This window comes from Salipaludibacillus sp. HK11, assembly GCF_047795645.1.
Lineage (GTDB): Bacteria > Bacillota > Bacilli > Bacillales > Salisediminibacteriaceae > Salipaludibacillus.
In genome coordinates, this window is the sequence record NZ_CP181045.1 from 2,559,950 (window position 1) to 2,574,777 (window position 14,828).

Annotated in this window: 12 protein-coding genes and 1 tRNA gene; 3 read left to right on the forward strand and 10 right to left on the reverse strand. The window is 34.6% G+C overall.

The features are described from left to right. Positions 1 to 46 precede the first annotated feature (46 nt). From ACM26V_RS12400 to ACM26V_RS12425, 6 genes are all read right to left on the reverse strand, one after another. The gene (locus ACM26V_RS12400; RefSeq protein WP_416151719.1) at positions 47 to 1,504 is read right to left on the reverse strand and encodes a glycoside hydrolase family 32 protein; all 1,458 of its coding nucleotides are present in this window, start codon (positions 1,502 to 1,504) and stop codon (positions 47 to 49) included. A gap of 15 nt (positions 1,505 to 1,519) precedes the next feature. Beyond that, the gene (locus ACM26V_RS12405) at positions 1,520 to 3,121 is read right to left on the reverse strand and encodes an extracellular solute-binding protein (protein ID WP_416151720.1); all 1,602 of its coding nucleotides are present in this window, start codon (positions 3,119 to 3,121) and stop codon (positions 1,520 to 1,522) included. Positions 3,122 to 3,145: 24 nt separating this feature from the next. Then, positions 3,146 to 4,057, reverse strand: a complete 912-nt coding sequence (locus ACM26V_RS12410) for a carbohydrate ABC transporter permease (RefSeq protein ID WP_416151721.1) — start codon at positions 4,055 to 4,057, stop codon at positions 3,146 to 3,148. An 18-nt stretch (positions 4,058 to 4,075) separates the two neighbouring features. Further along, positions 4,076 to 5,044, reverse strand: a complete 969-nt coding sequence (locus tag ACM26V_RS12415; RefSeq protein WP_416151722.1) for an ABC transporter permease — start codon at positions 5,042 to 5,044, stop codon at positions 4,076 to 4,078. Positions 5,045 to 5,555: 511 nt separating this feature from the next. After that, positions 5,556 to 6,518 (reverse strand): LacI family DNA-binding transcriptional regulator, encoded by a 963-nt coding sequence (locus ACM26V_RS12420; protein ID WP_416151723.1) that lies wholly within the window; start codon positions 6,516 to 6,518, stop codon positions 5,556 to 5,558. A 249-nt stretch (positions 6,519 to 6,767) separates the two neighbouring features. Next, entirely contained in the window at positions 6,768 to 7,382 is a 615-nt protein-coding gene (locus ACM26V_RS12425; RefSeq protein WP_416151724.1) for a YesL family protein, read from the reverse strand. A gap of 208 nt (positions 7,383 to 7,590) precedes the next feature. On the opposite strand from ACM26V_RS12425, the gene ACM26V_RS12430 reads away from it, so the two are divergent. Both ACM26V_RS12430 and ACM26V_RS12435 read left to right on the forward strand, forming a co-directional pair. After that, a complete protein-coding gene (locus ACM26V_RS12430) occupies positions 7,591 to 8,442 on the forward strand; it encodes a hypothetical protein (protein ID WP_416151725.1) in 852 nt (283 codons plus the stop codon). A gap of 629 nt (positions 8,443 to 9,071) precedes the next feature. Beyond that, complete coding sequence (locus ACM26V_RS12435; RefSeq protein ID WP_416151726.1) at positions 9,072 to 10,511, forward strand: L,D-transpeptidase family protein; 1,440 nt, start codon at positions 9,072 to 9,074, stop codon at positions 10,509 to 10,511. Between the two features lie 215 nt (positions 10,512 to 10,726). Here the strand turns inward: ACM26V_RS12435 and ACM26V_RS12440 are convergent, their stop codons facing one another. The 4 genes from ACM26V_RS12440 to ACM26V_RS12455 form a co-directional block, all read right to left on the reverse strand. Then, positions 10,727 to 11,557 carry a protein-glutamine gamma-glutamyltransferase gene (locus ACM26V_RS12440; RefSeq protein WP_416151727.1) on the reverse strand — a complete coding sequence of 277 codons (831 nt, stop codon included), beginning with the start codon at positions 11,555 to 11,557 and terminating at the stop codon, positions 10,727 to 10,729. 282 nt (positions 11,558 to 11,839) lie between these two features. Beyond that, complete coding sequence (locus tag ACM26V_RS12445) at positions 11,840 to 12,517, reverse strand: hypothetical protein (protein ID WP_416151728.1); 678 nt, start codon at positions 12,515 to 12,517, stop codon at positions 11,840 to 11,842. 836 nt (positions 12,518 to 13,353) lie between these two features. Further along, a tRNA-Ala gene (locus ACM26V_RS12450) sits at positions 13,354 to 13,429 on the reverse strand. A 97-nt stretch (positions 13,430 to 13,526) separates the two neighbouring features. Continuing rightward, the gene (locus ACM26V_RS12455; RefSeq protein WP_416151729.1) at positions 13,527 to 13,685 is read right to left on the reverse strand and encodes a hypothetical protein; all 159 of its coding nucleotides are present in this window, start codon (positions 13,683 to 13,685) and stop codon (positions 13,527 to 13,529) included. A 139-nt stretch (positions 13,686 to 13,824) separates the two neighbouring features. Between ACM26V_RS12455 and ACM26V_RS12460 the strand changes: the two genes are divergently transcribed. Continuing rightward, positions 13,825 to 14,826 carry a potassium channel family protein gene (locus tag ACM26V_RS12460; RefSeq protein WP_416151730.1) on the forward strand — a complete coding sequence of 334 codons (1,002 nt, stop codon included), beginning with the start codon at positions 13,825 to 13,827 and terminating at the stop codon, positions 14,824 to 14,826. The last annotated feature ends 2 nt before the right edge of the window (positions 14,827 to 14,828 follow it).

Sequence of the window (14,828 nt, forward strand, 5' to 3'; positions counted from 1 at the left end):
TTCCTCCTATTTCATTTATTGCTGCTAAAACCATCAAAATGCTATATTATTTAGTTGGTGATAATATTTGGCTATTTTTAATTTCGATTTCGCCGTCTAAAGCGAAAATAGATAGCTCCTCACACACTTTATCTGGATAAATTAAACTTGTTAATGCATACTCTCCGTCATTCACAAACAGTTCTACGGATGAAGAATCAATAACGATTCGCAGTTGAATATTGTTTATGTTCTCCATTTTCAACTTTTGTTCATGTGGAAAGTTAGTCGAAAAATCAATTTCTCCTGATTTTTGTCTATCTAAGCTCATGACCTTCTCTGTTGAATCAAAAGTAATGCTCGTAGACTGTTCTTTAGTATGGTGCAGAGTAATACCAAATTGTGATGCATTAACTCTTTCCAAATTCAAGATGATTTCTAAATATGAATCTTTCACATGATATTTTTTCGGTTCATTATCACTAACAAATACATTGTGAATCTCTTCTATTTGCGAGAAGTAAGCAGCCAATTCTTTTACTGGGTGCTGAATTACTTTACAATCCCCGTCACTTTTTCTAAGTGAAAGTTCCCTTGGTAAAGTCATTTGACTTCTCCAATCACCTGTTGGAACTTCATTCGCATATCGCCAATTACTCATCCAGCCAAGGTAAATACGCCGTCCGTCCTCTTCTGGTACATCAGAAAAGCTAACCCCTGCATAATTGTCTTTACCAAAATCCAACCATTTAATAGAGGAATGATCTGGAGTAAACGTTGAACCATTAAATTTCCCAATAAAATATTGTGTACGTGATCCATTATCAAATTGTGGGTTATCCCCAATACTGACGAGTAAAACCCATTTTTCTTCCTTGCTGTCTTCTACATTTAGTTTAAATAAATCAGGACATTCCCACACACCATCATGAGAACCATGACCATCTCCAAATTCGCTTTCAAACTCCCAATCTATTAAATTAGTCGAAGTATAAAATGATATCGTTTGACCTGTAGCAAGTACCATTACCCATTTATTTGTTTCCTTATTCCAAAAAACCTTAGGATCTCTGAAATCAATCTTTGTTTGATGAGAAAGGACAGGATTCCCCTCATACTTTGTCCAAGTTCTACCTCTGTCATAACTGTAAGCTAAACTTTGACTTTGAGTAGGTGGTTCACCTTCCGCGCCATCTAAATGATGAGTAAATATTGCTACGATACCTGGCTTTTCCTGGAAGAATCCTGTTGTATTTTCCCAATCTACGACTGCGCTTCCAGAGAAAATCGTGCCATTCTCATCTGGATATAATGCAATATCTAATTCTTCCCATGTAATCATATCCTTACTGACAGCATGGCCCCAATGCATGGGACCCCAGACGCTGTCATTTGGATTGTATTGAAAAAATAAGTGATACTCCCCTTCAAAATAAACCATTCCGTTTGGGTCATTCATCCAATTTTTTTTTGGTGCAAAGTGTAAATGAGGTCTGTATTTTTTTTGCAAATCTTGTGTTGTCAATTTACTCGCCCTCCATTATTCTGTAGCTCGGTCATACCCTGCTTGTTTAATTTCTAACCACTCTGATAGACTTAGACGTTCTAATTCTTCTAAGTACTCTTCCCACTCTTCTTCCACTTCTCCATTTGAAATCCATTCAGCCTTTTTTCTTTGTACAAAAGGTATCAAATCTGCTTCAATAGAAGAAAGTCTATCTAGTTCCTCAACAGTGTGAAATACATTAGGATAAATATTATCTGCTTGCATGTGCGGAACCATTACTTCTTCCATTAACCCCAATCTCCAAGCAGCATCATCTGGCATTGTTGTTACTTCATCATAGTAACTATCTAAGATTGCTAATGGGCCACCAACAGATGTCCTTTCTCTTAACTCAACAGGCGCAGTGCCCTGTAAATCTTCGTGCTTTAACATATCTTCGCTTTCATCAAATGCGAAGATGTTCTGCTGCTCTTCATCTCCGTAAGTTCCCCAGTTGTTTTGAACCGACTGATGTGGGTCATAAAGTTGATCGATCCATTTGGCTGTTAATTCAAGATTTTCATTTGCACTTGTAATAACCATTCTTGAACGATCAAACCCCATCCCATTTGTTCTTGCAACATTTTTATGTCCATCTGGTCCTTCTAAAGGTGGCATTAGGTCAAATGTGTCATTCATTCCTGTCACATTTCCTTTATCCCAAGTGAAATACATTCCGTAACGACCTTCTTCTCCTTTTGAAACATATACTGGCCAATCTTGTTCAAAAGCTTCCACGTCTAGTAATTCTTCTTCATATAACTCGTTCATGAAACTTATTGCATCTTTATATCCTTCCTCCGCCGTTGTTAATTTCACTTCTCCATCATTCGTTACAACAGTATGATCCCAGTTATCACCTAAACCAAAAGAAGCAAATAAGAAACTTGGATCCTGCCCGCCATCATTAATAATGAAGGACATCGGAATTGTTTGACCATCCCCTGCTGGATCATTATCTCTAAAGGCAATTAACACTTCTTTTAATTCATCTGTGGTTGTTGGCATTTCTAGTCCAAGTTCTTCTAACCACTCTACATTGATCCAAGGAAAGTTATCGACAGAGTGAATACTTTCTTTGCCTTCACCTAATTCTTCAATCCATGGAAATGCATATATATTTCCATCTTCCGCAGTCATCATCGATTCATACTCAGGTGCTTTCTCAAGTACACTTTGTAAATTAGGCATATAATCATCAATTAAATCGTTAAGTGGAATAATAGCATCATCATTAGCTAATTCTAATAATTCATAATCACTATAACCTGCATTTTTAATCGCATCTGGCATTTCTCCACTTGACATCGCTAAATTCCTTCTATCACCAAACGCTTCTCCTACAAAACTTCTCCATTCTATTTCAACGCCTGTCTCCTCTTCTAATCGTTCATAAATCAACTTGTCATTTGGATCTTCAGGTGCCAATGAAGAACTTTCAGTCAAAAACTTTAATGATACTTCTTCTTCTAACGGAAAGGATATATCTGATAACTCATGATCTTCCGACCACGTTTGGTCTTCATTACCACCACACCCTACTGTAATTAAACTTCCAACTAATAAAACTGAGATTGTTTTAATCGTTTTGTTCATAATAAACCCCTCACTTTTCTGTTTTTATTTTAATGATCCGACCATAACTCCCTTTTCAAAATACTTTTGGAAGAATGGATACATGATCAATAAAGGCAAACTCGCAACTACAATGGATGAATATTTTATCATTTCTGATATTCTTTGCATCTCAGCCCTCGCAAGTTGATCTGCAATCATTCCAGGCTGTACTTCGTTTTGGATTAGTATTTCACGCAAAACTAATTGCAACGGATAAAGTGATCGATCTTCAAGGTAAATCATTGCATTAAAATAAGCGTTCCACTGTCCTATAAAAGCAAATAGCGCAAGTACAAAAATGATCGGTTTAGCCAAAGGCAATACGATTTTAATGAAGATCATGAAATCAGAAGCTCCATCTATCCTTGCTGCTTCTTTCAACTCATTTGGCAGAGCTTTAAAATAAGTTCTTGCTAAAATTATATTCCAAACAGTGACAGCACCAGGTAATATAATCGCCCAAGGTGTGTTAATCAATCCTAGTTCTCGTATAAGTAAATATGTTGGAATTAAACCACCATTGAAAAACATCGTAAAGAGAAAGAAAATCATAAATGTTTTTTTTCCAACCAACTCATCAATAGATAATGCGTACCCTGCAAGTATAGAAAATATAATAGAAACTATCGTAAATCCCCCGGCATAAAGCACAGAATTGAAGAATCCTCTCATGATTGATCCATCTTGAAAGATTCTTACATAACCGTCAATTGTCCAATGATCAGGGTTAAGTGAAATCCCTTGTGAGATTAGAATATTTGGCTGTAAAAAAGAGCCAAGTAATACATATAAAAGAGGAACCGTAACAATCAGTACAATTAAACTCAACAAGATTTTATTTATTAAAAGTATTAATCGATCTGATTTTGAGTTGTTTATTGCTCGATTTTTTTGGGATTGTGTTATTTTACTCATCCAATTTTTCACTCCATTCTAGAAAAGGGACTCTCCTTTAAGTTTTTTCACTACTTGATTTACTGTGACTAGTAACATCAAATTAATAACCGATAAAAATAACCCAACTGCTGCACCAAATGACCAATCTGCTGCTTGCAACCCTCTTTTATATACATAGGTCTCAATGACCTCTGAAGCAGGTAAATTCATATCTGTTTGAAGCAAATATGCTTTTTCAAAACCAACAGCCATGATTCCTCCAACTGCTAGAATAAAGAGGACAGCCATTACTGGTTTAAGCACTTGAACGTCAATATGCCAAATTCTTTGTAATAATGATGCCCCGTCAATCATAGCCGCATCGTGGAGCTGTGGATCACTATTAGACAACGCAGCAACATAAATAATAGAGGCAAAACCAGCCGCTTGCCATATACCAGATGCTACGAAAATAGTTCTAAAATAGTTTGGATCAGACATAAACGAAACAGGTCGATCCAAAAATATAGTTAGTATTGCATTAAGAGGTCCTGCTGGTGACAAAAACATAAATATCATTCCGCCGATAACGACTACTGAGATGAAATGTGGTGCATAAATAATTAATTGAATATTCTTTTTTATACTTGCTCTTCTTACTTGATTTAACATCAGTGCAAGTATTATCGGAACAGGAAATCCAATGAGAAGCTCATACGCACTTAATTTAACGGTATTCATAAAAATTTGATAGAAGTTAGGTGACTGCATGAAATTTACAAAATGACTGAACCCAACCCATTCACTCGCCATAATTCCTCTAACTGGACTAAAATCCTTAAATGCAATAACCACTCCATACATCGGAATATAATTAAATATCAAAACAGTGAGTACTGCAGGAGTTAAGAATAAGTACAGGATCCAGTTTTTTTTGATATATTTCAATGAGCTTTGTTTCTTTTTACTTTTTTTAGGAATCTGACTTAAAGCATCTGCGTTACCTGAACCCAAGCCATTTGCCATGTATATCCCCCCTTAATATTTTAAGTAATCATTTCAAATTCACTATTTTTTCCCTTTGCCCCACCTAAGTTAGTAGAAATCAAATTATCCTCCTTGTAATAAAATAGGCTAATACTTAGACCCAAGATTACTAAACTTTAAGCTAGCACTCTCATATTGTTAGCGCTTTCTTATGAATTATTAAAAAATCCAAACTGCTTTGCTCTTTGCTTGAATTTCTTGTTGAAGTAATCTTCTAAACAGAGTATATGTCATCCGGTTTCATATGTCAACCGGATAACATAAAAAAAAGTTTAAAACCCCCACTCATTGGAGCGGCCTCTGTATAAGTCATTTTCAAAGTATTTCCATCAAAAATACGGAGACTCAAGCATAAGTAAGAATTGCGGGATCTTTCAGTGATAGTCTTCCGCGAAGAAATGAAGCATTACCCACGGAAAACGTGTGGAAATTTATACAGACATCTGTCCTTTTTTAGTGCCATCTTATTGAAGGGGTAGTTCCTTACTTTCTATGTCGTTTTACTTTCAATTAATTTTACAGGCAATATTGTTTCAAATTGAATATCACTATCTGTACTATTTATTTGCTTCATTAAAAGTTCTATCGCAGTCTCTGCAATTTCTTTTATCGGTTGCTGCACTGTGCTTAACTCTGGCAGAAGTATCTTGGTTGTATCTGTCCCGTCATATCCTATTACTTTTAACTCTACAGGTATGTCTATATTTCTTGCCTTAGCTTCACTTATAACATTAGCAGCAATGAGATCATCACTTGCAAAAATACCATCCACTCCAGGATTTTCATCGAAGACTTTTTTTATGATATCTTCACCTATTTCATATGCTATTGGATTTAGATTATTTGCAACCATAACATCCTCATATGCTTTTCTTCTTAAATTTGCAGGAGTTTCTAAAGCGCTTGGTCCATTTATATGCAAAATTTGTTGGCAACCTTTATTAATTAACAATTGTGTTGCCATTTTTCCTCCGTCATAATTGTCACTAGAAACTACTGGAACATTTTCCGATAAATATCGGTCGATCCCTACTAGTGGCAAATTAGGTGTATTATATTCCTTAATTCCAGTATTATGAGCTCCAGCTATAATACCATCTACCTGATGTCTTTGGAGCATTTCCAAATATGTTTTCTCTTTATCTTCGCGCCCTTGACTATTACACAACAAAACTTTGTATCCTAAAGACTCACAAATATTTTCTAAATGAAAAATAAGCTGGCCATAAAATGGATTGCTTGTAGTTGGAAAAATAAGACCAATTAAGAACGATTTATTAATAAACAAAGACCTAGCAATTTCATTCGGGTAATAATTTAATTGTTTCATAGCTTTTTCCACTTTTTCCCTAGTCTTCTCACCAATATAACCACGATTATTTAAGACTCTAGAAACGGTTGTTGGTGAGACACCCGCAGCTTTAGCCACATCATTCAATTTAACTTTTGCCATCACGTTTCCTCCTGTAACTATTTCATCAATTTGTAAATTCTCCTTCTATTAACCATATCTTTTATAGTTTATAACTACTTTATAATATTTACAAAGAATTTGATTAACGCGCGATAACAGACGTTGCCTATTTCTAATATAAGGATGTGTTTTCTTACATCATAAATGTTAACCGGTTGACATTTACGGAGTAGTTAACCCATGATAGAGATAATCAACTCCGTATGTTCACTTTATTTATTTGCTTATTTAAGGTAAATCATCTTTTTTCGGAAAAGATATTGATGCTACTTTCATCATAACAAACGAAATTAAGCTCATACCGAAAACAAAGATTAATACTGTAAAATTCATGTACAAAAATAAGACAATAGCTAATGCAATGATCATATACAATGTTTGGAACGGACGGGCAATGGCAAGAATTAATGCATGTTTCGGATATTGCCAAAACTTCAAATCAAAATGAACAAAGATAGGAAGAATAAATAGTAAGATCAATAAATATACAAACGCAATGACAAAAGTTATACTCGCCAAAGTTAATTGAATAAAATTATTGTCCAATAATTGTAGCACTCTAAAATCAATGTATAAAATAATTCCAACACTCAGAAAAATATAACCCATTAGGTTTGACATTATGAATTCAGATTTATATTTATCAAAAAATAGTTTAAATAAAGGAAGATCATCATCCTCCATGATCAATTGCCTTAAAACAGAAAATAATGCTGCAGTAGCTGGAAAAACACCTAATACAAATAGGCCTAAAAATGAAAATAAAATCCATAAAAGGTTTAATACCACTAAATTAAACCCCAAATTTCCTAATCGTATATACCATCGTGATGAGTCAATCATATTTATGCACCTCCGTTTATTTTTTAAGAATATACTATTTTATAACTTTTATGAAAAGAATACACTAATTATTTAGCATAGTAAAATGAATTTTTAATATAGCATTTTCCCAACAGCTAATATACTTTTATATCAACAAGATTGAAAAAGACACCTCTGGTAAAAGAAAACAAAATATCTTTTAGGAAATAAAGGATGTGAGTATCTAATGGATTTAAAAACAGCTTATAAAATCATGAACGTATCAGAAGACGTGACAAGAGAAAAGTTAGAGTACCAATATGCGCTATGGCTAAGAATTGAAAAATCACAGCAAAACCAGGCTAATATTCATTCACATGATATGATTGATATCGATAAAATTACTGAGGCATATCGTCATATCCAGAAGCACATACAACTCTCTTCCCCGGAATCAAAAGAGAGAATAAGAGAAAAAATCGACCATTTCGTCGAACACTATAAGTACCATACATTAGGTATACTCTTTCTCGCTTTTGTGTTTGGATCTATTATCTTTCACTTTATTGACCATAGAATCGAGCAAACGAGAGAACCTGATATCGTTCCCCCTGATTTAGAGATCTTATTATTTGGTGACTATTATGCAGAAGATATCACTGTATTAGAAGATTCTCTAAAAAAAACATTCCCTGAATGGGAGAAAATAGAGGTTAATTTAGAATACTCTCCAACTGAAACAACATCTGAAATGGACATTGCATCTGTTCAAAAAAGACCACTTACTCTAATGATTGAAGAACCTGACATATACATTACGGATCAAATTCATTTTGATTTACTTCTCGATTTAAGTGCTCATCTTCCAATAGATATCCTGGACGATTTTGAAGAACAAATTGACGCTCATTCACTGAAGTTTAATCAATTAGAAGGAGAAGAAACTGAAGAATTATATGGTATCAATCTAATTAAAAGCAAAATTTTTAATGAAGTTGAAATTGTCGGTGGTGAGAAAATAGTGTCTATTAGAGCAGATACTGATAATTATGAAAATGCATTAACATTTATCAAAAAAGCAATAGAAGAGATAGAGTAGATAAAAGTATAGAACCCCTAATAATGGATAACTCTTTCAAAGGGTTAAACCCTTTCTTGATCCCAAACAGAAGATAGCTGGATAATCATAGCCAGCTATCTTTCGTTCCAATCTTTTGTTTCTACTCACGTTTATTTTAATTTTTTTCTACTATCGTTCATTAAATTAAGCATGAAATTACATTATGCCACTCATATCGTATATTTTACCGTTCTCCAGAAGTTGTTACACGTTCTTTTACATTCACTTGTGTTAATAATGACTTATTATCGGCTTGCTTGATCTAATAGAGATCCTGAAATACAATTTTTGTAAGTCTTAATTTGCTTTTCTGAACAAGTGTAATATCACTATTTTAACTTACACAACAACCTTTCTGGGATTTGTAAATGCACACGACTATTGTTACTTCTTCGTTCTCTAATGGTTGTCCCCCTTCTATCCAAAGTAATCGTTCTATTCTTATCAAACTCAGAACATATAGTGGGATTTTGTAATTCGACAAGCCATCGAATCATATACTTAAGAAGTGTGGGAACGGTTTGAACTACTTCCAAGGTGATGTGTGGTATCCTTAGCTATGAAAATAAGAAAAGTTTAAAGTGAACGAAACTTTTGGGGGAATGTAATTGGAGCAGGTCACTAAACAGCAAGAGAATAATAATTCATCGAAGAAACGAACCAGCTGGTTTAAAAGTTGGAAAATCATTAGTTTGATTTCCATTATTGTCATTGCAGTTATTATTGCAGCACTGTTTTTTTATCAGAAGACGCATTTTAACTCGAATATTACTATTAATAACATTGAAGTCAGTGGGCTGACAGCTGATCGTGCACTTGAAACATTACAGGCTTCAGTATTAATTAACAATGTCTATGTTGGAGAAGAAATGGTTACAAAAGGAAAAGAGACACAAATGATGTTTTCAGACAATGACTTGCCAGAGATTAAAAGTTTACTGCAAAGCCAGTGGACATTCTTTCCTTCTTCAAAACCAAAAACATATTCAATAACACCAGTTATACAGGACAAATACCGCAGTGAAGATTTGATAGAGGAACTTGAACAAAAGCTCATCACCATGAATCAGGAGTTACATCCTCCTACTGATGCCCAGGTGAGTATTGAAAATGGTGAAATAGTAATCTCGGAAAGCGCTGATGGAGAGCAATATGATATCAGTAGTTTAATAGAGGAATACGGCAACAATGAATATACGAGTGAAATTTATCTGACCCCTGTTTATTTGCAGCCAGTGAAGGAAGACAGTGAACTAGTACAGAACCAAGTGGAAAAACTACAGAATTTCCTTGACCACAATATTGAGTATGAAATTAATGAACAAGTTTATTCATTAATGGCGAGCGAATTTATTCTGGATGCTTCTTTATCAGTAAATATGGATGTGCTGGTAGACTCTGATACTATTTTCAATAAGATTGTTGAAATTAATGATTCCCACTCCACCTTAGGAAAAGATTTTAGCTTTAAAACACATTCTGGATCAGTCATCTCAGTTAAGGGTGAAGGTTACGGCTGGGCACTCGATGCAGAGAAAGAAGCAGCTTTAATTGCGGAAGCTTTTAGTGCTGGTGAAAAATCAATTTCTGCTTCCAATATTTACGGGAATGGATGGGAAGACGAAGGTTATGGTTATGAAACTACTTCAAATAACGGAATAGGTGATACTTATGCTGAAGTATCCATCAAAGATCAGCATATGTGGATATACAGAGACGGAGAATTAGTTGTGGATACTCATGTGGTGACGGGCAACCAAAGCACACAGCAGGATACATTGACAGGAGTGTGGTATATCCTTTTTAAACGCTCCCCATACACACTTACAGGCACTTCAGCAAACAACTCCGAATATGCAACCGATGTAGAATACTGGGCCCCCTTTACAAACAGCGGGCAGGGATTCCACGATGCAGACTGGCGAACAAACTGGTCAAGCAACGCCTACCATACAACAGGATCTAATGGCTGCGTTAACGTCCCTCCGGATGTTATGAAGAAAGTATACGAATATTTAAATTTTTATGATCCGGTTGTAATCTATTAATCGAACCAATGGCGAACCAATGGGAACCAATGGGACGGTTCCTTCGGTTAGCTATTGGTAATTCCAATCAAATCGATACCATCTATTAGACTATTATCACAAATCAAAAATCGCACTCGTCGAACTTAAATGTTTGACGAGTGCGATTTTTCTTCAGAATCTTTTCCACAAGAACCGTCCCCACGGTTCTCCCCCACGGTTCTCCCCCGGTGCCATTAATATCGATAAAATAGATGTTCCATAAATGGTATTGAACATTTGTTATGATGTATGACGAATTGTTGCTTTTTGAAAGCTGGATGATGCCTTTGTACTAATGTTAATTGGAATAAATTTCTAAAGGAAGGCCGTGTAATGGAATCTGTTAAATAGGCAGATTGATTACTTTGTGGTTGTCTATATTCATTCAGACTTTGTATCATTTGTTCAGCAGTCCTTATTCCAATTCCATGTCCAAAAAAACTGTCATCACTCAGAACAACAGCATTTTCTCCTCTAAACCAAGAGGTATTTAGATTAAAATCAGGATTATTAAAATAAACAACATCTCCAGGTAAAAAATGATCTGCATAAAAGGTGTCAAGCTCAAGATCTGGATCACTATGCCAACTGTATAAATAGAGGTTTTGAAATATAAGGTTAAATAAATGATCACCGATACTTTTGAGAATGGCATGGTAAAAGATGATGATACAAGCTGTTGCACATTCAAATGCATATAGTGAACTGCTTTTATAAATATCTTCAATTGCATCAGATGGCCTAACATCATGCCTTAACAGGAAACCGCCTAATTCCGTCAAGTTCCAGTATTTAGAATTACAACGAGCATATTCGAAAATTGTAAACTCCATTTGACTTTCATTCATGTCTTCAGCACTTTCTATGATCCTTGTTCGTAAATTAATTTCAAATAAAAATTCATCATTGGAAGGATAAGAATATAAGACAGGAGCTTTATACATATATTGTATGATCGATTTTTCACTACTTCCTAAGTTCCACATACTATTGAGTTGAAAAGGCACCCCCATTATTTGTATCATTTTCTCCCCCATTCAAAACTGAAATTTATTCCGCTCTCAACAACAACAACAGTAAAATACCACCTCATCTAGTTTATTCTAATTACGATCTAATAATGATTAGGTAAGCTTAGTTTTATAGGTAAATAATTATTTTGTTGGGCTATTCTTATGAAAATAGCTCCAGCTCACCTCATACCACATAATGGTTCATCTGAGGGAACACAAAACACTTTAATAAGTGCATATTAGTAAATATCTAATGAATTAAGTAAGGTGAGAAATTTTGTCTTAATCTAAATATTAATTCAGTTTCTCTTTAATATTATCAATTTCATATTTATTCAGAAAAGCATTTGTTTTTTCATCAAACTCCACAAGTAAATCTATCCAAAAATTGTTTGAAACGCTATCTGAATCAAAGTTGCTATTATATTCAGAAACACTTAATTGAATGTCCTCTTCTGTTATAATGACACCTATCAAACTATCCTCAACTACTAAAATCCAAAGAAAATATAATTCTTTAAGAAACTTTATTTTTTCGTAAAGAGAGGAGTCAAGAGTAGTATGTATATCATCCAATTTACCTATATCATAGTATTTGTCAGCATCTAAATTAGAAAAAAACGAAAAAATTCTTAGCGTATTGCCATAAGTTACATTATTAAATTCTGAGTGGTTAAGACGTTCTAGGCTTATAGCTTTTCTTTCTAATTCTTCTGTCATGTTAACTATGTCTTTACTGAAACTTATCAATAATTTCGCTTGTCTATTTGTTATATCTCCGGAATCTAAAATCTCATCAAAAATATTGTAACTCTCAACAATACCTTTAACAAGTTTCTTAATTTCATAATTCATGTTCTGTGAAATATATTGCTCATACAGCTTCTTTTCTTGATGTTGCTGGTTAATTACAAAGAGTAAAATGATGATTACTGTCCCACTAAATATTAGTTTGTAATGTTTCTTTAACATAATATTTGTCTCTCCCTTCGTTGAATAGTACACCTACGTATATTAATTATACATAAGTAAAAAAAGAAATTCCTTATTTTCCCTTAATTTAATATAATTTTCATTTTGTAGGGGAACATTTGAAGAACTATCACTATTTTCCATCCTTATTCATTTCCGATAAGGTAACAGCTCTTTGAAACCACAGGAGTCATAATCAACGGTCTCCGTTCTTCCATTCCAATTCGTAACAATTATTCTAGTCGTATTTATATGACAGTGCTGTATTATCTTGTTAAGTTAATGTTGCTAGATTCCTAGTAACTTCATAGGATAAAATAGCAAAAAGACAAGTTGGAAGCAATTGAAGTTAGGGGATTGCTACCAGTTGTACCTAAACCTGGTGTTTCCTATTTCTTTGGCGGCTTTAAAAACATCCGAAACAAGATACGTTAATTTTATCAGCTAACAAAAGAAGCAGTCTTAAGCGTATCCCACTTCATAAAAAAGGCATACACATGCGACATTGATACTTAGGTGAAAATCCTAAAATTGTTGCAGAGCAGCTAGGTCATAGTCGTGTAGGTATCACACTAGATGTGTACTCTCATGTCAATGCAGACATGGAAGACAAAGCTGCAAGTAAATTTGAGGAAGCCTGCTTCAGTAAATCATGATACTTTAGCAGACTAAAGATGCACAAATTGTGCACAAAGCCCAAAATAAAAAAACGACACAATTCCTCGTAAAGACGAAGAACCGCGTCGTTGGTACATTATGTATGGTGCACCCGAAGTGCACTACTGATGTTTGCTTTCTTCGTAGCTTTCTCGACGTTGCTACGCAAACAATAAATATGGTGGAGCATAGCGGGCTCGAACCGCTGACCTCTTGGCTGCCAGCCAAGCGCTCTCCCAGCTGAGCTAATGCCCCTTAAATGAGTTAATGTAAAGAATGTTAAGAATGTTACTCACAAGATGTAATTATATAGAGAATGTTGTCGTTTATCAATAGCTTTTGTAAATATTTTTTAAAAAATAATAAAAAGTATGTACCAAGCGAATCCTGCTACTATTGAGGCAACAAATCCTGATATGACATTTTCTTTAATTACTTTCTTATGCTTAATCGCATCAAACACAATCCAACCAATAAACATTGTAATCGCGAACACCACTGCTGGAAACATGTAACTTCCCCCTTTACCTAACCTATCGTAACAAACTTAAGAATGGATTGCATTCATTTATGACAATACTAAGAAATGCTACCAAAACAGCCACCGTCATAATCGTATGAAAAAACAATCCTTGAAGGGAAGAGTAGCCATGTTTCGTGAGGGATTATTATCCACGCTTTACACAAAAAAACTTGTACTATTGAAAATTGCATCTGGAATTTTTTTATTTGTCTTTTTGATCGGTATACTTATACATACTATTGAACCTGAAGGGTATCCAAATATATTCGAAGGGGTATGGTGGGCAATTGTCACCATCTCCACTGTTGGGTATGGTGATTTTGTTCCTAAAAGTGTTGTAGGAAGACTGCTTGGAATTGTTCTTATTTTGGTAGGGATTGCAGTCTTTTCTCTTTTTATAACGAACCTTGCTGCATCTACCGTTGTTTTAAAAGAACAACAAGAAAAAGGGCTAGGTACTATTAAAAAAAATCGTCACCTAGTCGTCATCGGTTGGAATGAACGTAGTCGTTTACTTATTAAACAAACTCATCATCTTTATCCTTTGAAAAAGATTGTCCTTGTAGACGAGACACTACAAAAACTATCGGGTCAAGATTATTCATATGTTCGTTTTATTAAAGGAAGCCCTAAGAGTGACGAAACATTGATACGAGCAAACCTTCAAGAAGCAGAGACAGTAGTCATCTCTGCTAACCTCCATATTGATGAGACTATGGCAGATGCCAATACGATCTTAACGTTAATTACGGTTCGGGGTCTTTCCTCCAACGTATACACAATCGTTGAAATGGTTACTAACAATCAACTTAAAAATGCTAAAAGAGTAGGTGCTGACGAAGTAATCGAAGCATCTTATCACGTGAGTTTGTTATTAATGAATAGCGCTCTCTATCATGGGTTAACAGATGTCATTTCTCAAATGCTGGAACATGAACAAAAAGATCATCTCAGTATCCATGCGATCTCTGCAGAATTCATCGGAAAAACGTTTGGGGATATTATTCAACAAGAGAATACTACAGAACAGTTCCTTCTCGGTCTCCGTAGAGAAGGGCACGTTCAACTCCATCCATCTAATCACTTTTATTTACAACCAGGTGATGAGCTCATTTATGTCAGGAGATAACG